The sequence below is a fragment of the Cohnella sp. GCM10020058 genome, assembly GCF_042683485.1.
Taxonomy (GTDB): Bacteria; Bacillota; Bacilli; order Paenibacillales; family Paenibacillaceae; genus Cohnella.
The window spans coordinates 236,386-260,247 of the sequence record NZ_JBHUJV010000025.1; the positions used below are offsets into that span (position 1 = coordinate 236,386).

Genomic DNA, 23,862 nt, shown 5'->3' on the forward strand with positions numbered 1-23,862 from the left:
ATTATGATCAAATTAAACAGAGTCGCCTGTGCGCTGCTGGCCGCATGCCTGGCGGCGGCAGTCTGCATGCCCGCCGGCGAGCGGGCGCATGCGGGCAACGCCAGGCTGCAGGCATCCTCGGTCGCGGCATCCGGCTCGGCCGCAGGTCACGGCGCCGATCAGGCCTACGACGGCAATTATGCAAGCGCTTCAAATTATTGGTCGCCCGCTTCGGCTCCCACCGCTTCCAGCCCGCAGTGGGTTCTGTTCGACCTGGGCGCGTCCCGGCAGGTCGGGGCGCTGGAGCTGTGGCCGCGCGCGGGCCAGGGGCCCAAGAGCTTTGAGGTGCAGACCTCTGCGGACGGCATCTCCTACACGTCGCGGCTGACGGTGTCGGGCGGCAAGGACGGGCATGATTATTATGTATTCGAACCGCATAACGCCCGCTATGTCAAGCTGCTGGTTACCGCGGCTTACGGCAGCGGCGCGATCCAGGAGGCGATGCTGTACCCGGATTTTTTTGACGCCACGATCGATTATGCGGGCACGGCCGGCGATATGCTGAACTTCTCCGCGACGACCGGGCAAGGGTTTGACAAGATCCGGGCTACGGGCGCGCAGGCTGTCAATCTGTTCCTGGCCGCCCAGGGCACGACCGGCGTCATGCCGGCGGGGGGCGATCTGACGGTGGCCGGCAACTACAGCTACGCCAATCTCGATACATTGATCGACCGCTTCGCCACCCGCGGCATCGACGTCCATCTTGGCATCCCGGGTTTGCCGTCCGATCTGTGGCCGGAGCTGTACCCGGCGATGGTGAACGAGGACGGCGCCGCGAGCACGACGACGATCAACCTTTTCAGCGACGACGTCCTGCCCAAGCTCAAGGCATTCATCGCGCACGCCGTCCCTTATTACGACCGCAATCCGTATGTCACGATGTTCGATATTTCCGGTCCCGGCTTTTACGGCGGCGTGGAGGGCTATCCGGGGCCGTCCCTGACCGATCCGAAGCTGTATCTGTACGACGATCTCGCCAAAGGCAAATTCCGGACTTGGCTGCAGAGCCACTATGCCGGGCTGTCTGCGTTGAATGCGGCCTGGGGCACCTCCTATGCATCCTGGCCGGCCGTTCAGCCGCCGCTGCCCAACCGCAGCATGACGACGGACATCGATTTGCGCACGAGCTGGTCCGATCTCATGCAGTTTTACTACGACTCGCTGTCATCCTACATGAACGAGCTGCTGCAGGAGATGCGCAAGTGGACAAGCAAGCCGATCAAGCTGGAGACCGACGGCGGCTTCATTCACAATCCGATGGAGACGGGCGCCTCGATCGGGCTGACGAGCCGACTGCTCAGCGATTACAAGCCGGGCGTGCTTGGCAACAGCATCATGGACGAAAACTTCGGCACCGCGCATCTGCCCGCCTACCAACGGGCATACGGCCTCAAGACGACCAGCGACAATACGAACATTCAGACCGACAAAATGGCGGAGGACGCCTTTTTCAACAAGCTCGTCAGCGGCGTCGACTCGTATCACCGCGTCTACGTCGGCTCCGACTTCGGCGCTTACAACACGACGACGGGTACCTGGAGCGGCACCGACTATGCGGGCAACGATCATTATACGCAGTTCGCGAGCCGCGCTCACCGGCTGACGGACATGATTCCCGAGTACGACAACCAGACGGAGACGGCGATCTTCAATTCGATCCTCACCTCGCATTACCGCAAGGGCTATCGCAACCGGGACTACATGGACATTTACAACGCCGACTATTCGCCCGGCTATGTCACTCCGCGCTGGGGCAACTGGGCCCGGTATTTGTCGCAGCCCGACGTCATCGACGATTATTTCATCGAGGATGGATATTTGAGCAGGTACAAGGCGCTTATCATTCCGAACAGCAGCTACACGGTCACGTCGCGGGCGGCGGCCGATGCGATCAAGAGCTGGGTGGCGGGCGGCGGCATCTTGATCGCTTTCGGCAAGGGCTCGTTGAACTATACGGTCGAAAACGACCGCAGCGTCTCCGGCAGCAACAGCCTGTCGGACTGGCTGGCCGGCATGACGGGAGGGACGACCGCCGTCGCCAGCAGCGGCGGCTATGCGCGCGTCGTATCGGCCAAGCCGTCTTGGCTGGCCTCGCTGGATGCAGGTCAGGCGTTCGCCTTCGCCGCCGATCCCGGTCAGGGCCAGGCATTCGGGGCGCTGGCGTCGACCGCGACGCCGGTGCTGCAGGACGAGGCGGGCCATACGCTGATGGCGGACAATGCCTACGGCGCGGGTCATGTGCTGTTCACGACGATTCCCGTGAACCAGTCCGAGCTGTTCCAGGACCGAGTGATGGGGCATCTGCTCGGCGACTATCTCGACGGCAAGGGCGTCTACCGGCCTGTTCGCTTCGATGCCGACCGCTTCAACGTCGCCTATGCGGGCATCAACAAGGTGACGGGCAAGCCGCTCACCGTCGTCGCCAATACGGCGGACTCGGCCGCCGGCCAGAGCCTGTTCATTGCGCACGACAACCGCTTGAACGGCCGGCAGGCCGAGCTGTTCGCCGTCTCCCCGTGGCGCAATGTCGACGGCGGCTATGCGACGGAGACGTCGCTCGGCGGGGGAGAGCTGCGCGTCGACTATACGATCTCGTCCGGCTCGGACGTCAGCTTGAACTTTTATCCCTATTCGTCGATCCCCGTCAAGACGGCCGCGGCCAACCGGGCCGATCGAACCTATGGCGCCAAGCAGGCTGTCAACGGCAGGAAATCGGCGGGCGACGGCTGGGACGGCGGTCCGGCGAGCGCGGGCGATCCGGCGACGATCACGTTCGACTTCGGCCAAAGTCGGCGCATCGGTGTGCTCGACCTGTTCCCCGAATCGGATATGGAGCCGGGCAGCGCGATCGCGGACGTGAACTTCGAGTTCGGCAGCTATGCGGATCTCGGCTGGACGACGACCGGGACCGCGTTCGGCAGCGGTCCGATGGCGGCGGGGCACGGCTCGCTGAAGGGCTGGCGCGGCGCGAAGTGGGCCGACTCGATCGCGGGCGGCGAGAGCGCGACGGGCACGCTGCGCAGCCCCACATTTACGATCGGCAAAGAGTCGATCACTTTCCGCAAGGCAGGCTGGGACGGCGCGTCGCTCGGTTCAAACAGCTATTACTATTTGATGCGGGCATCCGACGGCGCGGTGCTGCGCTCAGCCCGGCCGCCGCAGAGCGACGCGTTCGTCGTCGAACGTTGGGACGCAGCGGAGCTGGTCGGCGAACAAGCGTACTTCGAGATCAAGGACGGCAACGGCTCCGGCAGCTACGCCTGGCTCGCGGCAGACGATCTGCGCTACGACGACAACTTCGGCTTCGAGCGCGGCAACTATCAGGGCTGGACGGCGACGGGCGACGCGCTGATGGCCTCGCCTTCGTCCCGCTCGACAGATTGGGGACATATCGGCAATCCACAGGGACAATACTTCGCCGACACGCGGGCGCTCGGGGCCAAGCAGAACTCGGCGATCGGCGACGGCGAAGCCCGCACCGGCAAGCTGCGCTCCAAGGCGTTCGTCATTGAAAAGCCGCTGCTCTTATTCGAAAAAGCCGGTTGGGACGGACCGTCCGGGGGCAGCGCCAACAAGTATTATTTGAAGCGGGCGTCCGACGATACGATCCTGCATACCGATTCGCCGCCGCAGAGCGATCACTTCGTCACGCAGCAATGGGACGTGAGCGCTTATATCGGGACCGAGGTGTACTTCGAGCTGCAGGACCAGAATGCGGGGACGGGCTACGCCTGGATGGCGCTCGACCATCTGCGTCAGGCGGATAACCGCGACTTCGAGGCCGGCAGCTATCTCGGCTGGACGACGGGCGGGACGGCGTGGGGCGCCGGACCGACGAGCAGCCGCAGCGGCATCAGCGGACCGCATCTGTCCTGGTGGGCGGACTCTATGGCAGGGGGCGAATCCGCGACGGGCGTGCTGAAGTCGCAGCCGTTTGTCGTCGAAAGCTCGCGGATGTCGTTCCTCGCGGCGGGCTGGGACGGACAGTCGGGCGGCGGCAGCGGCAGCGCGTTCAGACTGCGCCGGGCGTCGGACGATACGATTGTGAAAACGGCCGCGCCGCCGCAGAGCGATACGTTTGTCAGGCAGGAGTGGGACGTTTCGACGCTTGTCGGCGAGCGCGTGTATTTCGAAGCGGCGGATGCGAATACCGGCAGCGCCTATGCCTGGATCGCGCTCGACGATCTGGAGTGGCGAGGCGTCGGTCCGAAGAGCTTTACCGTCTCCACCTCGACCGACGGGGTGACGTTCGGGACGCCGGCGCTTGCTGTGACGAACCAGGGCAACGGATCGCAGCAGTATTCCTTTACGGCGACCGATGCGCGCTATGCGCGGATTCAGGTGACGGAGGGCTACAGCGACATCCGCTCGGCGCTCCGCGAAGCGATCTGGTATTCGCCGTATGTCGAGCTGCCCGTCTCGCAGGCGACGGCCAATTCGCAGCAATCCGGCCATGAAGCGTCCAAGGTCATCAACGGCATCGTCGACGACGACAGCGATCTGTGGGCGCCGTCGGGCAGCCCGAGCGTCGGCAGTCCGAACTGGATCATGCTCGATCTCGGCACAGTCAAGAGCTTTAGGGCGGTGCAGCTATATCCGCGCTGGAATCCGGTCGGCCATGCCGGCGGACTGGGACCCAAACAGTTCGATATTCTGGTGTCGGCGGACGGGACGAACTGGACACGGGTATATTCGGCGCAGAACAACAACGAGAATGCGGCCAAATACCATTTCCCCGCGCAGTCGGCCCGGTACGTCAAGCTGGTCATCTCCAGCGGCTGGGACGGTGCGACGCAAATTCGCGAGTTAAAGGTGCTGCAATAGAGGATAAACGGTGGTTCGAGGGCGAGGCGCGGCTGCAAGCCGAAGGATGAACGTTGCGCCCTCGGACAGGCAAGCGAAGGAGAATCAGTCAGGGGGGCGCGGGTGGAGGATCGCAAGAAATGGACGGCCCGGGTCAAACCGTCCGCCTTTTACGCGATTTGCGCTTGCTTTTATATAGGGTGGGGGAGTATAATTGCTGCAATAGAAGGAGGCTGCGATCATGAGCGATAATCCAGTAGCGTTTACGCCGCTTCCCGACGCCGGCGACGAGGCGGAGTCCTGTCACCATGAGGGCGCGGAGCGCAAAAGCCACCACTCGGACAAGGTCAAGAGCAGTCTGATCAGCAGGCTGAATCGCATCGAAGGACAAGTGAGGGGCATTAAAGGCCTGATCGAGCGGGATACGTATTGCGACGACGTGCTGAATCAGATCGCGTCCGTGCAATCGGCGTTGAACGGCGTCGGCAAGCTGTTGCTCGAGCATCATCTCAAGAGCTGCGTCGTCGAGCGGATCCAGGAGGGCGACACGGACGTGCTGGCCGAGTTGATGACGACGATGAACAAGCTTATCAAGTAAACGGCTTTTTAACTAAATGAACCATCCGCGGCGGATTCGCCGTTTTCTTATGGGTAAAATTATAGGGTTGGGGGGTATTGTACGAAGTGGAGTCGAATTCGAAAAGTACGGAGCAGGCAACATTGGCTATAACGGGCATGACCTGCGCAGCTTGCGCGAATCGCATCGAGAAGGGGCTTGGCAAACTTGAAGGCGTCGACGCGGCCAATGTCAACTTCGCATTGGAAAAGGCGAGCGTCAGCTACGATCCGGCGCGCGTCGGCATCGGCGCAATGGAGGAAACGATCCGCAAGCTGGGCTACGATACTGCGAAGGAGACGGCGGACTTCACGATTGAAGGCATGACCTGCGCAGCCTGCGCCGCCCGGATTGAAAAGGGGCTCGGCAAGCTGCCGGGCGTCAGCGCCGCGTCCGTCAATCTGGCGCTGGAGACGGCCCGGGTCGAATACGTGCAGGGGGCGGTATCGGTCGCCGATATGCAGCATAAGGTGGAGCAACTGGGCTACAAGGCGACGCCGAAACGCGGCGAAGCGGACGACGCAGGGGCGGATCGCCGCGCAGCCGAGCGCAGCCGCCAACTTCGCAAATTGCTGCTATCCGCCACATTATCGTTGCCTCTGCTCTGGAGCATGGTCGGCCACTTTACTTTTACCGCATGGATCTACGTGCCGGAGCTATTCATGAATCCCTGGTTCCAGCTGGCGCTGGCGACGCCTGTGCAGTTTTATATCGGCTGGGCCTTCTACGTCGGCGCCTACAAAGCGCTGCGCAACGGCAGCGCCAACATGGACGTCCTTGTGTCGCTCGGCACCTCCGCCGCTTATTTTTACAGTTTGTACCTGACGATCGACTGGGCTTCCATGGGAATGAGCGTGCACCACGCGCCGCCGATGTACTATGAGACGAGCGCGATCCTGATCACGCTGGTGCTGCTGGGGAAATGGTTCGAGCGAATGGCCAAAGGCCGCACGTCCGAGGCGATCAAATCGCTGATGGGCCTTCAGGCGAAAACGGCGCTTGTAATAAGAGAAGGCGCGGAGCTCGCGATTCCGGTGGAAGAGGTCGTACGCGGCGATGTCGTGCTGGTCCGTCCGGGCGAGAAGGTGCCGGTGGACGGCGAAGTCATCGAGGGCGAGTCTTCCGTCGACGAATCGATGCTGACGGGGGAAAGTTTGCCGGTCGGTAAAAGGGCTGGCGATGCCGTCATCGGCGCGACGATCAATAAAAACGGACGGCTCCGAATTCGCGCGACCAAGGTCGGCAAGGACTCGGCGCTCGCACAGATCGTCAAAGTCGTCGAAGAAGCGCAAGGCTCCAAAGCGCCGATTCAGCGCGTGGCGGACGTGATTTCCGGCATCTTCGTGCCGATCGTGGTCGGCATCGCAGTCGCGGCGTTTCTGATATGGTACTTCTTCGTACAGCCTTGGGACTTCGCGGGGGCGCTGGAGAAGGCGATTGCGATTCTGGTCATCGCATGTCCATGCGCGCTGGGTCTAGCGACACCGACTTCGATTATGGCCGGTTCGGGTCGGGCTGCCGAGTTCGGCATCCTGTTCAAGGGCGGCGAGCATCTGGAGATGACGCAGGGAATCGATACGGTCGTCCTGGATAAAACGGGTACCGTCACACGGGGCAAGCCGGAATTGACGGACGTCATCTTCGCAGATGAAACAGCGGAAGCTGAGGCAGACCTGAGCGAAGGGGATAAGGCCCGGCAGGCGGGAGCAGTCCTGAGCGAAGGGGATAAGGCCCGGCAGGCGGTGGCAGACCTGAGCGAAGGGGATAAGGCCCGGCAGGCGGGAGCAGTCCTGAGCGAAGGGGATAAGGCCCGGCAGACGGTGGCAGACCTGAGCGAAGGGGATAAGGCCTCCCAACTGCTGCGTCTCGTTGGCGCCGCGGAGAAAAATTCCGAGCATCCGCTCGCGGAAGCGATCGTGGCGGGAATCCGGGAGCGCGGCATCGCGATGCCGGATGCCGAGTCGTTCGAGGCGCTGCCCGGCTACGGTGTTCGTGCCGTCGTGGAGGGCAGGCAGGTGCTGGTCGGCACGCGCCGTCTCCTGGAAGGGGAGGGCGTGGCGGTCGGGGTTGCGGCATCGGAGGCGATGACGCGATTCGAGGAAGCGGGCCAAACGGCGATGCTCGCGGCGGTCGACGGAGCTTACGCCGGTATCATAGCGGTAGCGGATACGGTAAAAAATACTTCCGCCGCGGCGGTGGCCCGTCTGCGGTCGATGGGGATCGAGGTTGTCATGATCACCGGGGACAACGCCCGCACGGCCGCGGCGATCGCAGCCCAGGTCGGCATCTCCCGCGTACTGGCGGAGGTGCTGCCGGAGGGCAAGGCTGCAGAAGTGAAAAAGCTGCAGGCGGCGGGCCGGAAGGTCGCGATGGTGGGCGACGGCATTAATGACGCGCCCGCGCTCGCAACGGCCGACGTCGGCATGGCTGTCGGCACGGGGACGGACGTCGCGATGGAAGCGGCGGACGTGACGCTCATGCGCGGCGATCTCGCGAGCATTCCGGACGCGATCGAGATGAGCCGGCTTACCATGCGCAACATCCGTCAAAACCTGTTCTGGGCGCTCGGCTACAACACGATCGGCATCCCGGTCGCGGCGATCGGCCTGCTCGCCCCGTGGGTCGCGGGCGCGGCGATGGCGCTGAGCTCGGTGTCCGTCGTGCTGAACGCGCTGCGGCTGCAGCGGGCGAAGCTGCGTCCGTAACCGTTGTCCTTGGCCGATGCTCCACCTGATGCCCGAACCGCTAACCAACGTCCTTAACCAACATGTACTGCAAAAGAGATGAAACAGAGCGTCGCTCTGTCTCATCTCTTTTTTATAATTCATTAATCAAGCCCGCAAGATCGGCGCGTAGAAAGCCTGCATCTATACATGTATTTTCTGCCGACAAACGGCAGGTGTTGAAATGCCTGCAAATATGCAGTTAATTTTCAAATACGAGCCGGAAATCCGGCTGATGGAGGAAAATAACTGCATTTTCGCATCTTTTCTTTCAAAAAGGGTCGACATCAGCAAAATTAGATGTATATTTGCAGGCTTTGTGGCGAAAGAACGACGCGAGGGAGCGACGGCCTAGCCACCGGAACGGCAGTCAGTCACGCCATCGGAACAGCTCGGCCGCGCCGCCGGAACGACTGACGGCTGCCCAGCGCAAATCCAGTTTCGGATCTCCGCCAAACTAAAATGACCGTCAGGGCGATCGGCGATCTTCCCTGACGGTTCTTACGCGCCTCACTTGTCCTCGTCCGTCTCAGCGTCGCTCTTTAGAGCCTCGGCGCGCCCACCGCAGCTCTCACGCACGACCAGCTCGGAGGGGATGACGACGTTTTGCGGCGCCCGGTCTTTTTTGCGGCCGAGCAGCTTCAGCATGAGACGCGCGCCTTCCTTGCCGATCTCGTACAGGTTGGTCGTGGCGGAGGAGATGCCGTACTTGACGGCTGCGGCGCTGTTCTCGAAGCTAACGATCGCGAGCTCGCCTGGTACTGAGACGCCGTGCGCCCTGGCGTAATCGATGACGCCGACCGCCTGCGCATCCCGCCCCGCGACGAGTGCCGTCGGCGGCTCCTTCAGCGTCAGGAAGCGCTCCGCGGCCTTGTAGCCGCTCTGTTCCTTTTCGTCGCCGATGTACAAATAGTCGTCCCTAAGCCGCAGTCCCGCTTCCTCCATCGCGTCCTTGAAGCCCTCGTACCGGTCCTCGCATACCAGGTAATTAAGCGGTCCGGGACTGATGAAGGCGATCCGGCGATGGCCGAGTCCAAGAAGATGGCGGGTGTTTTTATACGAAATCTCGTAATTGTCCACGTCCACCGAGTTGACGCGGTTCGCTTGGCTGTTGCTGCCTACGATGACGACGGGAAAGTTTTGCTCGGTCAGCTCTTCGATCGTCTGAAAATCGTGCTCGGGCAAGCAGATCAGCACGCCGTCCATCGCCCGTTCGCGCATCAGCTTGACGAGCTTGGGCGTCTTAATCTTATGGCCGAGACTGTCCCAAGCGAGCAGCAGGTTGTAATCCTTGTGGTCGAGCACCTCGCCGATCCCTTGCAGCAGGCCGTTGAAGCCATTATTGCCGGAAAAGGAGAAAAAGTCGGTGGCGGGATGCGGCGTGAACAGGCAGACGCTGTTTGTCTTGCGCGTCACGAGTCCGCGTGCCGCGGAATTCGGCTGGTAGTTAAGCCGTTTGATGACTTCCATGATGCGGGCCTTCGTCTCGGGGGCGACCGGCGCCGTGCCGTTAAACGCGAACGAGACGGTCGAGATGGAGACGCCGGCTTCCCGCGCAATATCTTTGATTGTGACCATCGGCTACAACCTCGCTAAAAACGTTTTTATCAATATAACATATAACCGGCTTTGTTAGGCAGCGAATTCAGCCACACACGCCCAAATTAACACTGTTTTAATTCCTTTTATTCTCGAAAATGCTTATACAGCGCGGTTTTTTGAGTGAATAAAAACGTTTTATTTTAATGTTGAGAACACGTTGCGGAAAATGCTATGCTGAATGTGCAAGGGAATTGAAAGGGCTTACAGCGCGAAAAACGAGCACGGAGGCAATCGTCAACGGAGACGAATTCCGTAATCGCAGCGGTTTTTCTCGAATTTTAGCGCTGTATGGCACCGATTCATAAAAACGTTTTATAAAAAACTCATTTGGAAAGGGGAACTTCACAAATGAATGTTCGTCAAAAAACGGCTCTGCTGCTCGCTTCCTCGCTCGCCGTCGCATCGCTCTCGGCCTGCTCCGGCTCTAACGGCAACGGCAATGCTTCGCCATCGGCTTCGGACGCCGGAACGTCGCCATCTGTATCCGCCTCCGGGTCCGCCTCCGCATCGGCCGGCGAGCCCAAAGCCAAAAAGACGATCGTTTTCTCCACGATCACCAACTACTATACGGCAGGCCTCCAGCTGGCGGCGGCGGACTACCAGAAGCTTCATCCGGAGACGACCGTCAAGATCGACATCGTATCCGACAATACGACCTACCAGACGTCCTTCCAGGCCAAGATGGCGGCAGGCGGCGACGATGCGCCGGATATCGTGCATGCCAACCTGCTCGGCGATACGCCCGCCAACAACGTGAAGAAGGGCTACATCCTGAAGCTGAACGATTTCGTGAAGGCGCCCAATGCCTACAACAATGGCACGACGCTTTACGACGGCATTAACGGCGACTATTGGCCTTACGCGTACACCGCCGACGGCGACATCTTCATGCTGCCGTTCGATCTCGTCGGTACGGGTTTCTATTACAACAAAGACCTGTTCGCAAAGGCGGGCATCACCGAGGTGCCGGCAACCTGGGAGGACCTGTTCGCAGACCTGCAGAAGCTCAAGGACCAGAAGATCATCCCGCTCTCGATGTCGCAAGCGACCGGCTCCGACTACGAAGGCTGGATGGTGGGCGCGTTCGAGGATTGGGCGAACCGTTCGCTGATTCCCGACATTATCGTGCAGCCGGGCGACGCCCGCAATACGCCGGAGGTCGAGGCGATCAACGGCAAGGTCAAATACGACCCGAACGACCCGTTCTTCGACATCGGCGCGGTCGTCGACGCAGAACGGACGATGGCGCTGTGGAAGTCGGGCAAATACGATGCGCAAGGTCCGGCGGAGCAGAAAATATGGTCCACGCTGAAGCAGCTGTCGATGTATTTGCAGCCTGGATACGCGACGATGAAGGACGCCGACGCGTATCAGCTGTTCATCTCGGGCAAGTCTGCCGCCTACTGGAACGGCAGCTGGCAGGTCGGCCAGATCCTCAAGGATCAGCAGGCGCTGGGCGACAAGGGCTTCGAATGGGGCACCTTCAAGTTCCCCGGCTTCAAGGAAGCCGATCCGAACTTCCCGGGCGATCCGCGCGGCATCCTCGTCCCCGGACACCAGATCGCCGTCACCAACAAGAAGGACGCCGACACGGTCGCGCGCGCCGAAGATTTCCTGCAATTCCTGTACTCGCCGGAGGAAGCGCAAAAGGTATTCACGACGACGATCGACGCCGGCCAGTTCGTGCAGGGACCGAGCCTCGTCAAGGGCGTCACGCTGCCGGATGTCGTCAATTCGTACCTGGACGGCTTTAAGGTCGCAGGCAACATGAACAGTTCGATCGGCCAGATCGCCAACGGCAACCCGGCCGCCGAGCCTAACGCGACCGCCGAAGGGAAGTCGCTGGAGCTGCAATACTACAACGACAAGATCACGCTCGAGCAGTTCCTGCAGAAGAAGGCGGAATACACGAAAAAGACGAACGAAAAGTACATCGCGGACAACAAATTCGACCTCGATCCCAAGACGAATCCCTAAACCCGCGCGCAAGCGGTCCGGCGGGCGCCCGATGGCGCTCCCGGACGTTTTGGCCGGCGCGAGTCCCGTTTCAAAGGAGCTGATGCCATGAATACGGCGCGATGGAAAAGATACGGGCTGTCCTATTTGTTTCTCCTGCCCTCCTTTTTGTTTATCGTCGTCTTTCTTTACTATCCCGTCATCCTCGCCTTTTTCCATTCCTTCACCGATTGGAATCTCGTGCAGTCCAAGTGGACCGGGCTGCAAAACTTCCGGACCATGTTCAGCGATTCGAGCTTCCGGACAGGCGCCGTCAACCAGGTTATATACACGCTGACGGACGTCGTCAAAGCGATCGTATTTCCATTGATCGCCGCCGAGCTAATCTTCCTAATCGGCGGGCCGAGAATCAAATACACGTTCCGAACCGGATTCATACTGCCGATGCTGCTGCCCGGCATCGTGACCATTCTGCTGTGGCAGAACATTTACGACCCGAACAACGGCTTGCTGAACCAGCTGCTGACGCTCGCGGGCCTGGAGAGCTGGACGCACGCCTGGCTTGGCGAAGACAGCACTGCCCTATGGGCAATCGTTTTTTACAATTTCCCATTTATCGCCGGCCTCCCGTTCCTGATCTTCTACGCGGCAATCGGCAATATGAGCCAGGAGCAGATCGAGGCGGCCCGGATCGACGGCGCGAACGGCTGGCAGGTTTTCACCCGAATCCATCTGCCGTTTCTCGTGCCCCAATTCAAAGTAGTGACCATTCTTACGATCATCGGCAGCCTGCAAGACTTCGTCAAGATCATGGTCATGACGGGCGGCGGCCCGGGCGTCGCGACGACCAACCCGGCGATGATCATGTACAACGCCGCGTTCGGCAGCTCGCAGTACGGCTACGGCTCTGCGATCGGCGTCTCGTTGTTCCTCGTTATTCTCGCGCTGACGCTATTTAATATGAAGTTTCTCAAAACCGACTACTAGGAGGTCCTGCCATGACCGCGCGCATGTCGAAATGGGCGGGCTCCGCCGTGCTTGTTGCGCTTCTCGTCGCTACGCTCGTGCCCTTTTTTCTGCTCATCTATTTTTCGTTCAAGGACCAGATCGAGATTCTCGTCGATTTCTGGGGTCTGCCGTCCGCGCTCAAATGGGAAAATTATTCGGCCGCCTGGAACGCAGTCAAAGCCAGCATCGGCCATTCGCTATACGTCTGCTTCGTCACCGTGCTGGGCGCCGTGCTGCTCGGTTCGCTGTCCGGCTTCGTTTTCGCCCGGCACCGCTTCCCGTTGCGAGGCTTGCTGTATCTGATGCTGATCGGCGTCATGATGATTCCTTCGCTGCTCAACATCGTACCTCTTTACGCGATTATCAACAATCTGGGTTTCACGAACAGCTATCTGGGACTGATTCTGCCTTACATCGCGGGTACGCAGCTGCTTGGCATCATGCTGTGCCGCACCTTTTACGAATCGCTGCCCCAGGAGCTGTTCGAGGCGGCCCGGATCGACGGCGGCGGCGAATTCTACGTCTACTCCCGGATTGCACTGCCGCTGAGCCTGCCGATCCTCGTCACCGTCGCCATCGTCACTTTCCTCTCGGTATACAGCGATTATTTGTGGCCTTTTATCGTGCTGAGCCAGGAGCACCAGACGTTTACGATGGCCGCGGTCGGGCTCAACCGGTCGGGACGAACGGACATCGGATTGTCCTTCGCCGCCTATATCGTCGGCAGCGTGCCTACGATTTTGCTCATTCTGTTCGGTATGAAGTACTACATCGAAGGCATGGTCACCGGCGCCGTAAAGGCGTGAGCGCGTACCGAATTGCCCGGAAAGAGGCTGACTGACCTTGGACATCGCAAACAACCGCGCGCTTCCCAAGTGGATCTGGCACCGGGAACGCCATCAACAACGCAGCTTGACGCTGACCGCGCATCTGAATGCGGATGCGCCCGTAGAGGGCGCCGCGTTTCGCATGGCGCTTACGGGCGAGGCCGTCGTCCGCTGGAACGGCGACATCGTCGGCCGCATCGCCGAATCTCCGGCAGCGTCCGCAGCGTTTGCGAGCGTCGCCGGGTTCCCCGCGTCGATCCCGGCGGGCCGGCACACGCTGAGCGTTCAGATCGAAGCGCACGAGGTTTATCCGATCGCGGACGTCAATGCCTATCTGCACGCGCGCACGGTCGGTTTTATCGGATTCGTAGAAGGGGAAGGTCTGTGGCTGCCAAGCGGCGAGGACTGGCTCGCGGACGGCGAACGCGCGGACGTTGTCGCCCTGCTGGGCGAGGAGCCGTTCGGCGACCTCGAATCGTCGCCGGATTGGTTCGTGCGCGGCGGCTTCGGCGACATCGTCGCGACGCCGCTGGAGGATCCGACCGTGCCGGAGCGCTCGGGCGTGGACGCTTCGCCGGAGGGCGCCGGCGCTTGGAGCTTCGGCGGCACGCTGGCCGGTACAGGCGGAGCGCCGCTGGAGGAGCCGGTACCGGAGCGACTGGAGTTGTTCTACCATCTCCGCAAGCAGAACGAATGGAAGCTTCGCAGGAAGGCGCAGCAGCGGCTCGACCTGGCCTCGCTCCCCCAGGCGACTATCGATCTGGGACGCGAGCACAATGCGAGAATCCGGCTCGTCAACGAAGGCGCTTCGGCGCTGACCGTGCTCTGGAACGGTGCGGAATCGATACAGGAGCTCGAGCGCTATGACGGCTGCATCACCGAATGGTTTAACGCGGAGCCGGGCGAGTCGCTTCATACGCTGCCGCAAGGCATGCGCTTCGTGCGCCTGTTTTTCCTCGGCGGGGCGGGGGCGGCATTGGCCGCATCGGTCCGCTTCGAGGCGGTGCAGGTCGCGCTGGAGCAGACCGGCTCGTTCGCGTCGGACGCGACCCGGTTGCCGCTCGTCTATGACGTATCCGCCCATACGAGCCGGATTTGCCATCAGATCGGGCTCTGGGACGGCATCAAGCGCGACCGGCTCAACTGGACGTTCGACTTGTACATGGCGGCGCGCTCTTGCTATTTCTTGTGGGACGACACAGCCGTCATCCGGCGCGCGCTCCGCGAGCTGGGAGAGGGCACGCCGCGGGGCAAATGGATGAACGGCATCTGCGAATACACGCTGTGGTGGATTCAGGCCGTGGCCGAATATGTTTTTTATACGGGCGACCGCGCGTTTGCGCTTGAAATGAGCGAACCGCTGCGGCGTCATGCCGGATGGGTGTTCGAAAACACGGATGAATCGACGGGCCGGCTGTCGCCGGAGGGCAGCATCCTGATCGAATGGGTGCCGCTGACCGCGGAGGAACGGGCTTCGGGGCTGCAGGCGATCTACGGCATGACGCTCTCCGCGCTAGGCAGGCTGTCGGCTGATCTGCCTGCGCTCGGTATCGGACAGCTGCCTCCGCAGCCGCTGACGCACGAGGACGAGTTTATGCGGCCGGACAATCGACTGGCGGTCAAAGTGCTCGGCATCTTGGCAGGGATGGTGGGCGAGGAGCGGGCGCGGGCGTTTCTCTCGGGCTACGAGCTGTGCGATCCGGTGACGCCGCTGTCCGCTTATCAGTTCGCCGAATGCTGTTCCAGGTACGGCATGCACGAGCGTGCCTACGGCATCATCGAGCAGGTCTGGGGCGGCATGCTTGACCGCGGCGCCACGACCTTTTGGGAGACCTACACCGATTCGTACGCGGGGGACGACTACCACGACGCGCTGACGACCTACGAATCCTACGGCTCGTACCGGATCAGCCTGTGCCATTCCTGGTCGAGCACGCCGGTCAAGTGGATCTCCGAGACGGCATTGGGCGTCACTTGCCTGTCGCCCGGATTCGCGGCGGTTCGCTTTGAGCCGACGGCTGTCGGCGGAATCTCGCGCTGCTCGGGCACCGTGCACACGCCGCGCGGTACGATCTCCGTCGCGTGGCGGCGCGAGACGGGGGGAGAAATGACGGGCGAGATTCACGTTCCGGCAGGCGTCGAGGTCGTCGTCGCAGGGGTCGCGGCGCTGGTGCGCCGGGGCGGCGAACCGCTGGAGGCGCAATCGGAAAGGAGCGGATCGAGATGAGCGGCCTGCTGCAGGAACAGTTCGAGCGTCCGCCCATCGATTACCGCGGCAAGCCGTTCTGGTCCTGGAACGGCGAGCTTCGGCAGGAGGAGCTGATCCGCCAGATCGGCGTCCTCAAGGAGATGGGCTTCGGGGGCTTCTTCATGCATTCGCGGACGGGGCTGGCGACCGAATACATGGGCGAGGCATGGATGAAGCTGATCAACGCGTGCGCGGACGAGGCTGAGCGGCTTGGCATGGAGGCGTGGCTGTACGACGAGGACCGATGGCCAAGCGGAACCGCCGGCGGCCTCGTTACGCGGGAGCCTGCTTACCGCCGGAATTTCATCCGGCTGCGCGTCAGCGTCGCGGAGGAATTCGTCCCGCCTGAAGAGCCGCCGCTTGCCTTGTTCGAGTGCGCGCTTGACGGAGTCGCCGCGAGCGAGGTGCGGCAGCTTGCGGAAGGAGAGCGGCCCGCGCCAGGCCGGTGGGCGCTTTGTTTTACCGTCGAAGAGCAGGCGAGCGAGAGCTTTTATAACGGCTACACATACGTCGACACGATGAACCGCGAGGCCGTGGACCGCTTTATCGAGCTGACCCATGAAGCCTACAAAAATGCGTGCGGCGATCGGCTGGGGCGCTCCATCAAAGGCATTTTTACCGACGAGCCTCACCGTGGCGCGCTGCTGGACGGCTTCGGGCTCGCCAATCCCGATCCGGAATGGCTCGCGCCCTGGACGGCATCGCTGTTCGACCGCTTCCGCGAGCGGTTCGGCTACGAGCTGGCGCCGCGTCTGCCGGAGCTGTTTCTGCAGGTCGAAGGCCGAGCCGTCTCGCAGGTTAAGTGGCATTACGCCGAGCTGCTGAGCGAGCTGTTCATGGAAAACTTCGCGAAGCCGATCGGCGACTGGTGCGAGGCGAACGGGATCGCATTGACCGGACACACGCTGCACGAGGACAGCCTGACGGCCCAGACCGCGATGGTCGGCTCGGTTATGCGCTTTTACGAGCATATGAGCCATCCCGGCGTTGACGTGCTGACCGAAGGCAACGTCAACTACTGGATCGTCAAGCAGCTCTCGTCCGCGGCGCGCCAGCTCGGGCGGCCCTGGCTCATGTCGGAGCTGTACGGCTGTACGGGCTGGCAGATGACGCTGCAAGGGCACAAGGCGGTGGGCGACTGGCAGGCGCTGCTCGGCATTAACCTCCGCTGTCATCACTTGTCCTGGTACACGATGGCGGGCGAGGCCAAACGAGACTACCCGGCGAGCATTTTCTACCAGTCCGCCTGGTGGCGGCAGTACGAGATCGTGGAATCTTACTACGCACGGCTCGGACTGTTGCTGTCGCAGGGAGAGCCGGCGTGCGAGCTGCTGGTCGTCCATCCGGTCGAGAGCGTCTGGTGCCAGACGTATCCCGGCTGGTCGCGCGGTCTGTCGGCGGTGTCGCCGGCGGTTCAGGAGCTCGAGCGCAAGTTCGAGGCGCTGTACCATCTGCTGGCGGGGGAACGGATCGACTTCGACTACGGCGACGAGGAAATGATGTCAAGGCTGGCATGCGTCGAAACGGGGGAAGACGGGACGCCGCGCCTTCGGGTCGGCCGCGCGGTCTATCGCGCGGTGCTCGTGTCCGGCATGACGACGATCCGGAGCGATACGCTGCACCTGCTCGAGCGGTTCGCCGCGGCTGGCGGCCGGGTCGTGTTCGCCGGCGAAGCGCCGGGCTACGTGGATGCGCTGCCGAGCGAGGCGTGCGCATTAGCCGCCGGCGGGCAGGCGATCCGCTGCGAGACGGCGGAGCTGGCGGGGCTGCTGCGGGCGGGTGCCGGCATCGTATCCGCAACGGGCGCGGACGGTGCGCCGCTGCCGGGTATTCACGCGCAAGTACGCAAGACAGACGGCCGGACGATCGTGGTCCTGATGAACATGGACAGAGCGAACGGGCTGCGCGATGTCACGATTCGGTTGCCGGTCGGAGGGGCCGGGACGAGCGTCGCGGCCGTCGAAGAGTGGAACTGCCTCACGGGCGAGCGCTTTGCGGTGGAGGCCGTGCGCGAGGGCGGCGAGCTGGTGCTGACGACGGATTTTCCGCCGTCGGGCGAACGCGTCTTCATCGTGACCGACGGTCAGGTCGTCTCGGAGGAGGCGCTGCCAGCGGCGGTCCGGCTCGCCGATGCGGCGGAGGTACCGTTTGAGGGACCGTTTGCATACACGCTGGAGGAGCTCAACGTTTGCGTGCTCGACCGGGCCGAATGGCGCCTGGACGACGGCGAATGGCGTCCGGCCGAGGAGGTGCTGCGGATCGACGTCGCGGCGCGCCGCGAGCTCGGACTGCCGCTGCGGGCCGGCGACATGATCCAGCCCTGGTATCGGCGTAAATACCTGGCCGAATCGGCGGGGGAACGTGCGCGGTTGTCGCTGCGCTTTGCATTTGAAGTCGAGGTGCCGCCTCAGGGCGAGCTGTATTTGACGGCGGAAAGGCCTGAGCTGCTTCAGATCAAGCTGAACGGCCGTGTGGTCGATACGTCCGTCTCAGCGGGGTGGTGGATCGATCCTTGCTTCGTCAAGCTGCGCATCGCGCCTGAGCGGTTGCGGCAGGGCGGCAACCTCCTTGAGGTATCGGCGGACTTGCACGCCGAATTCGACCTGGAGAACCTGTACCTGCTCGGCAGCTTCGGCGTCGTCCTGAACGGGACACAGCCTAAGCTGACGCGTTTGCCGGAACGGCTTGAGGCGGGCGATGTCGCCGCGCAGGGACTGCCTTTTTACGGCGGGGCGATCGTGTACAGGATCGGCCGGGAAGAGATGGCGCGCGCGGCGGAGGCGATCGGGAAGGCGCAAGTCGGCGGCGAACTTTACGCCGCGTTCGGCGAAGGCGCGGCCGCGATCGTCATACGGGAAGTTGAAGCGGATGCGGCGACGGCAGCGGAAGTTGAAGAAGAGACGGAAGCGGCGACTGAAGCGGAAGTTAAAGCGGGCGGCGAGGCGCAAACCGTGGTCTGGCATCCGTACGAAGTGCCGGTCTCGGGGGGGAGCGGACTTGAAGTAAAATGGATGCTGACGCGGCGTAACACGTTCGGGCCGCTCCATCAGCTGCCGGTGCTTACTTCCTACTATGCGCCGGGCAATTGGCTCACGACGGGCGAGGCATACAGCGAGGCATACGCGCTCGTGCCGGCAGGGTTGGCAGCGCCTTGTTTGCGATTGAAGCTGCCCGCGCAGTCGCGGAACCCAAGCGGGGCATAGCGGGGAGGAGGAGCCGGCATGAGCGGAGCCGACGAGCAAGCGTCCAAGGCGTTGGCACCGGGCGAGGCGCATGCGCTGCTTCGCAGGAATTGGCGGATCGACATCGCGGCCGCGGTCGTGAACAGCCTTTGCATGGGCATGATCGTTCCTTATCTCGCGGTCATGGCGCTCCGTTTTGGCGGCGGCGCCTGGCATACGGCCGCGATCGCTTCCGCTGCTGCGGCCGCGAATTTGCTGGCGATTTTCTGGGGGAAGCTTACGGCGGGATACGGCAGAGTAAGGCTCGTCTTCTTGTTCCACGGCGCGGCCCGGCTTGCGCTGCTGCCGATGGCTTTCGTAAGCGACCCGCTCTCGCTGGCCTTGCTGACGCTGCTCTTTTTTGCGCTTCAGGGCGTGGCGACGCCCGCGTATGTCGGCCTCATGCGGTCCATCTACCCGGAAGGCAAGCGGGCGACTTACATGTCTATCGTTCGGGTGTCCGCCGGGCTGGCGACGCTTGCGGGGACTTATGTGTCGGGCAAATGGCTGGCGGACGACTTTCGCACGGCAGCGATCGTAGGATTTGTCCTCGGCGTCGTCGGCATTTGCTTGTTCGCGCGCATCCGCGAGCCCGCGGTTGAACAGGAGGCGGCCGCGTCCGGCGGCGCGCGCTGGGCGGAAACAATAAGCGCCCTCCGCGCGGACCGCAGCTTCCAACTTTTGCTCGCAGGCGTGTTTATTTACGAGTTTTTCATGCTGCTGCCGGCATCCGTCTACCCGATCTACCAGGTTGGCAAAATGAACCTCGACAACGGACAGATCGGCTTAATCAGCATGGCGACGACGGCCGCCGCGCTGTTGTTCAATCCGATCTGGGGGCATGTCATCGACAAGCGTACGGCGATCCCGGTGCTTTCCTGGTGCGCTGCAGCGGGTACGCTGCTGCCGCTCGCCTATTGGCTGCTGCCGGGATTCTGGCCCGCCGCGGCCGGCGCTTTCGCGGTGGGCATCGCTTCGGCGGGCATGGACCTGGCGTGGATGAACTATCTATCCCGCACGTCGGGGCGCTACCTGTCTTCCTTCAGCGGAATTTACTTGTCGCTTGTCGGCTTCAGGGGCATCGCCGCGCCGCTCATCGGAGCGGCGTTGGCGGAGGAGGCGGGTCTGCCGACCGTGTTCGCCCTGTCCTTCTTTGCGGGCTGGGCGGCGCTGGTGCCGTTCCTGCTGCTGCTCCCGTCCGTGCGCGGCGGGGGCGGGAAATAGCTCGGGGAACAAGAAGTGGGAGCTGTCCGATCAGTCATGAATATGACTGAGAGGCGGCTTCTTTACTTTTTGGCGGCGATTCGTAGGCAGGTAAGCGGGTACGGGTAAGCAAGTAGACGAGTAAGTGGGTAGACGGGTAGGCGGGTAGACGGGTAAGCGGGTATTCGGCATGCCGGAGCTTTTCGGACGTGCTGCGGGTCGAAAAACCTGCATTTGTGCAGGTATTTTCTTCGGGCCAACGACACCCGATAGAAAAGCTGCAAATATGCAGGTAAATTCGTGGTACAAGCCGGAAATGGGACTGGGGAAGAAAAAAAGATGTATTTTTGCATCTATTTAGTCTAAAAGGGTCGAGATCGGCGAAAAAAGATGTAGATTTGCAGGCTTTGCGGCGAAAGAACGACGCGGGCGGCGATAAGCGGCCAATTGGAACGGCTGTCGGATGGGGGGCGAAACGGTGGGTGGGCATGCCGTCGCGGGAGGCAGATGATGGCGGTGGGGCATCCCGTCTCGCAGGCGGATGGGCGGATGGTGGGGGGGCATCCCGTCGCGGGCGGCAGATGATGGCGGTGGGGCATCCCGTCCGCCGCGGGCGGCAGACGGTGGCGGTGGGGCATGCCGTCGCAGGAGGCAGACGATGGCGGTGAGGCATCCTGTCCGCCGCGGGCGGCGGGCGGACGGTGGCGGCGCGTTCGGGGTTTTGAGTATGCCTCCGATATCGAGCGCCGCCGCTACAACGTGATCGGCGGCCCCGCGTAGCCGAGCTTGCGCGAGATGTCGTGAGCCGTCTGCTTGACGGTGCGGATCAGCTCGGGCAGTCGGTCTTCGCCGAACCGGACCTCCGGTCCGGCGATGCTGAGCCCGGCCGCCATCCGTCCGGCGTGATCGAAGATAGGGGCGCACAATTCCGCCGTGTAGTTCTCCAACTCGGAGCGGCTGAAGCTGTACCCCGTGTTCCGCGTTAAGGCCAGCGTCTCCCGCAGCTTGTCCATGCTGACGATGGTGCCGTCCCCGATCTTCTCGAGCTCGATCTCGCTTAGATAACGTTCCCGCTCGGCATCGGGCATGAAGGCCAGCAAGATTCGCGATGAGGCGCCGGCGTAGAGCGGCGCCTTTCTGCCGATCTTGGTGAACAGCCGTACGGGATGGTCGGTGTCCAGTTTCTCGACGTACATCGAGAAGTCGCCGTCGCGTACGGCGAGATGTACGGCTTCGTCGATGCCCTCCCGCAGCCGCAGCATGTCGGGAGCCGCGACATGGCGAATATCGAGCCGCTCCGCGACCAGGTTGCCGAACTGAAGGAACAGCAGGCCGAGCGCGTACAGGCCGTCCTGATCCTTGATTAGGAAGCCCATGTCCACCAGCGAGCCGATCATGCGGTGGGCGGAAGATTTGGGGACGCCGGACAAGCGAATGATGTCGTTCATGCTGAGTTTGGTATGGTTCAAAAACAAATTCAATAAATCCATAGACTTGATTACCGTCTTGTTTTTACTTTTATTCTCCACGACTTCCTCCTGAATACCGCTCCGATTCGCGCCCGTCCAGCCTGCTTTCTTCGGTAAGTATACCCTGAATGGCCAACGCTTGGATATGCGATTGTTGTCGTCCGACGCCAAGATCGTAATTCCTGCTTGCTATTTTCTCATTACCTACTATAATGATCGTATTATATAGATTTGAAATTTGGGATTAACGTCCCGAAATTCGGGATTCCATAACATAGGCTTTATTATACAAGGTGATGATGAAATTGAAAGGGTTGGCCGAAAATTACGGCAAATACGGTGCGATCGAGGCCAAGCTGCTGCCGCTCGGCGATTCGGCGGTCACGGTACAGCTCGGCGAGACAATCTGCCGGCAGACGCACGACCGGGTGAGGCAGTTGGCCGAGCATCTGGAGCGGCATCGTTTCCCCGGCATGATCGAATATGTTCCTGCCTTCCTGTCCGTGACAGTATACTTCGATCCGTTCGAGGCGCTCGCGGGTCTCGGCAAACTGACCACGACCGATCCGATCTATCCGACCAATTCCGCAGATCCGGCCGATCCGACCGATAACGCCGATCCGCTCGGCCTTGTCGCCAGGTGGCTCGGGGAACAACTGGCCAAGCTGGAGGACGCGGCGAAGACCACGCCCAGAGTGACGGAGATTCCGGTCTGCTACGGCGGCGAGCTGGGACCGGATCTGCCGGAGGTAGCGGCGGCGCACGGATTGTCGGAGCAAGAGGTGATCGAGATTCACGCCTCCGCCGACTATCTCGTCTACATGCTCGGCTTCGCGCCGGGCTTCGCCTACCTGGGCGGGCTGCCGCAGCGCATCGCCACGCCGCGCAGGCCGACGCCGCGGCTGTCGATCCCTGCGGGCACCGTCGGCATCGCCGGGGACCAGACGGGCGTGTATCCGATCGCGACGCCGGGCGGCTGGCAGCTGATCGGCAAGACGCCGGAGCCGCTGTTCCTGCCGGACGCCACGCCGCCGACGCTGCTGCGGGCAGGGGATATCGTGCGGTTCAGACCGATCTCCCGGGAAGAATTCGATCGACGGGAGGCGGCGCGGGGATGAGCATGATTATCGTAAAACCCGGCCTGTTGACGACGGTCCAGGACCTCGGCCGGCACGGTTCGCAGCAGTTCGGCGTGATCGTCGGCGGCGCGATGGACGCTTTTGCGCTGAGAGTCGCCAACCTGCTGGTCGGCAACGACGAGAACGCGGCAGGCCTGGAGATGACGATGCTCGGGCCGGAGATTTACTTTGCGGCGCCGGCGCTCATCTCCGTCTGCGGGGGCGACCTGTCTCCGCGGCTGAACGACAGGGAGTTGCCGCTGTGGAAGACGGTCGTCGCGCCGGAAGGCAGCGTTCTGCGGTTCGGTCCTGCGAGGCTCGGCTGCCGCGCTTATCTGGCGATTGCGGGCGGCGTGGATGCGCCGACGAAGATGAACAGCCGCTCCACCTATCTGCGGGCGGGCATCGGCGGCTGGGAAGGACGGGCGCTGCAAAAAGGCGACCGGCTTCCGGTCGGATCGCCCGCTCCGGCCAGCCGGGCGCTGGCGGCGCTGCTGGCGGACGAAGCGCAGGCGGACGGCGTCGCCTACAGCCGGTGGTCGGTCGCCCCGGATCTGCTGCCCGCTTATGCGGCGAATCCGGAAGTGCGGGCGGTCGCGGGACAGGAGCTGGCGCTGTTCGAGGAGGAGAGTGCGGAGCGATTTTTCGCCGACGCCTTCAAGGTGCGGACGGATTCCGACCGGATGGGCTACAGGCTGTCCGGCGACGGCGACGGCCTGCGTCTAAAGGAAAAGCGGGAGCTCGTCTCCTCGGCGGTGACGTTCGGGACGGTGCAGGTGCCGCCCGACGGCCAGCCGATCGCGCTCATGGCGGACCGGCAGACGACGGGCGGCTATCCGAAGATCGCGCAGGTCGCGTCCGTGGATTGGCCGCTGCTCGCCCAGACCAATCTGGGCGGCACGGTCCGGTTCCGGACCGTTTCCCTCGGCGAGGCGCAGCGGCTTTATCTAACGCGGGAAAACGGAATTCGAACGCTGCGCAGCGGGTTGGAACGCATGCAGGCCAGCGGGAACGGGAGGGTGTAAGCCG

Annotated in this window: 13 protein-coding genes; 11 read left to right on the forward strand and 2 right to left on the reverse strand. The window is 62.4% G+C overall.

Annotated elements, in window-relative coordinates; genetic code table 11:
* Positions 1–3 precede the first annotated feature (3 nt).
* From ACFSR7_RS34900 to ACFSR7_RS34910, 3 genes are all read left to right on the forward strand, one after another.
* Entirely contained in the window at positions 4–4,863 is a 4,860-nt protein-coding gene (locus ACFSR7_RS34900; protein ID WP_378169240.1) for a discoidin domain-containing protein, read from the forward strand.
* 220 nt (positions 4,864–5,083) lie between these two features.
* Entirely contained in the window at positions 5,084–5,440 is a 357-nt protein-coding gene (locus tag ACFSR7_RS34905; protein ID WP_378169241.1) for a metal-sensitive transcriptional regulator, read from the forward strand.
* An 86-nt stretch (positions 5,441–5,526) separates the two neighbouring features.
* Positions 5,527–8,163, forward strand: coding sequence for a heavy metal translocating P-type ATPase (locus ACFSR7_RS34910; protein ID WP_378169243.1), 2,637 nt, complete (start codon positions 5,527–5,529; stop codon positions 8,161–8,163).
* A 528-nt stretch (positions 8,164–8,691) separates the two neighbouring features.
* Here the strand turns inward: ACFSR7_RS34910 and ACFSR7_RS34915 are convergent.
* A complete protein-coding gene (locus ACFSR7_RS34915) occupies positions 8,692–9,759 on the reverse strand; it encodes a LacI family DNA-binding transcriptional regulator (RefSeq protein WP_378169244.1) in 1,068 nt (355 codons plus the stop codon).
* A 372-nt stretch (positions 9,760–10,131) separates the two neighbouring features.
* On the opposite strand from ACFSR7_RS34915, the gene ACFSR7_RS34920 reads away from it, so the two are divergent.
* The 6 genes from ACFSR7_RS34920 (at position 10,132) to ACFSR7_RS34945 (ending at position 20,267) form a co-directional block, all read left to right on the forward strand.
* Entirely contained in the window at positions 10,132–11,760 is a 1,629-nt protein-coding gene (locus ACFSR7_RS34920; RefSeq protein WP_378169245.1) for an ABC transporter substrate-binding protein, read from the forward strand.
* An 87-nt stretch (positions 11,761–11,847) separates the two neighbouring features.
* A complete protein-coding gene (locus ACFSR7_RS34925; protein WP_378169246.1) occupies positions 11,848–12,726 on the forward strand; it encodes a carbohydrate ABC transporter permease in 879 nt (292 codons plus the stop codon).
* An 11-nt stretch (positions 12,727–12,737) separates the two neighbouring features.
* On the forward strand, positions 12,738–13,553 hold the full coding sequence (locus ACFSR7_RS34930; RefSeq protein ID WP_378169247.1) for a carbohydrate ABC transporter permease: 816 nt from the start codon (positions 12,738–12,740) through the stop codon (positions 13,551–13,553).
* 37 nt (positions 13,554–13,590) lie between these two features.
* Complete coding sequence (locus ACFSR7_RS34935; RefSeq protein WP_378169248.1) at positions 13,591–15,801, forward strand: alpha-L-rhamnosidase C-terminal domain-containing protein; 2,211 nt, start codon at positions 13,591–13,593, stop codon at positions 15,799–15,801.
* Positions 15,798–19,025 carry a glycosyl hydrolase gene (locus ACFSR7_RS34940; protein WP_378169249.1) on the forward strand — a complete coding sequence of 1,076 codons (3,228 nt, stop codon included), beginning with the start codon at positions 15,798–15,800 and terminating at the stop codon, positions 19,023–19,025. The genes ACFSR7_RS34935 and ACFSR7_RS34940 overlap by 4 nt, the downstream gene beginning before the upstream one ends.
* Before the next feature lie 18 nt (positions 19,026–19,043).
* Positions 19,044–20,267, forward strand: a complete 1,224-nt coding sequence (locus ACFSR7_RS34945) for an MFS transporter (protein WP_378169251.1) — start codon at positions 19,044–19,046, stop codon at positions 20,265–20,267.
* A gap of 731 nt (positions 20,268–20,998) precedes the next feature.
* On the opposite strand, the gene ACFSR7_RS34950 is transcribed toward ACFSR7_RS34945, so the two are convergent.
* Positions 20,999–21,736, reverse strand: coding sequence for an IclR family transcriptional regulator (locus ACFSR7_RS34950; protein WP_378169437.1), 738 nt, complete (start codon positions 21,734–21,736; stop codon positions 20,999–21,001).
* 284 nt (positions 21,737–22,020) lie between these two features.
* Between ACFSR7_RS34950 and pxpB the strand changes: the two genes are divergently transcribed.
* Positions 22,021–22,833 (forward strand): 5-oxoprolinase subunit PxpB, encoded by an 813-nt coding sequence (pxpB, locus tag ACFSR7_RS34955; protein WP_378169252.1) that lies wholly within the window; start codon positions 22,021–22,023, stop codon positions 22,831–22,833.
* The gene (locus tag ACFSR7_RS34960; protein ID WP_378169253.1) at positions 22,830–23,858 is read left to right on the forward strand and encodes a 5-oxoprolinase subunit C family protein; all 1,029 of its coding nucleotides are present in this window, start codon (positions 22,830–22,832) and stop codon (positions 23,856–23,858) included. Before pxpB ends, ACFSR7_RS34960 begins: the two co-directional genes overlap by 4 nt.
* Positions 23,859–23,862: the final 4 nt, after the last annotated feature.

Coding starts and splice junctions, on each gene's coding strand:
- ACFSR7_RS34950 (WP_378169437.1), bottom strand. CDS start 21,736: ATGGATTTATTGAATTTGTTTTTGAACCATACCAAACTCAGCATGAAC.
- ACFSR7_RS34920 (WP_378169245.1), top strand. CDS start 10,132: ATGAATGTTCGTCAAAAAACGGCTCTGCTGCTCGCTTCCTCGCTCGCC.
- ACFSR7_RS34940 (WP_378169249.1), top strand. CDS start 15,798: ATGAGCGGCCTGCTGCAGGAACAGTTCGAGCGTCCGCCCATCGATTAC.
- ACFSR7_RS34905 (WP_378169241.1), top strand. CDS start 5,084: ATGAGCGATAATCCAGTAGCGTTTACGCCGCTTCCCGACGCCGGCGAC.
- ACFSR7_RS34925 (WP_378169246.1), top strand. CDS start 11,848: ATGAATACGGCGCGATGGAAAAGATACGGGCTGTCCTATTTGTTTCTC.
- ACFSR7_RS34960 (WP_378169253.1), top strand. CDS start 22,830: ATGAGCATGATTATCGTAAAACCCGGCCTGTTGACGACGGTCCAGGAC.
- ACFSR7_RS34915 (WP_378169244.1), bottom strand. CDS start 9,759: ATGGTCACAATCAAAGATATTGCGCGGGAAGCCGGCGTCTCCATCTCG.
- ACFSR7_RS34900 (WP_378169240.1), top strand. CDS start 4: ATGATCAAATTAAACAGAGTCGCCTGTGCGCTGCTGGCCGCATGCCTG.
- ACFSR7_RS34945 (WP_378169251.1), top strand. CDS start 19,044: ATGAGCGGAGCCGACGAGCAAGCGTCCAAGGCGTTGGCACCGGGCGAG.
- ACFSR7_RS34930 (WP_378169247.1), top strand. CDS start 12,738: ATGACCGCGCGCATGTCGAAATGGGCGGGCTCCGCCGTGCTTGTTGCG.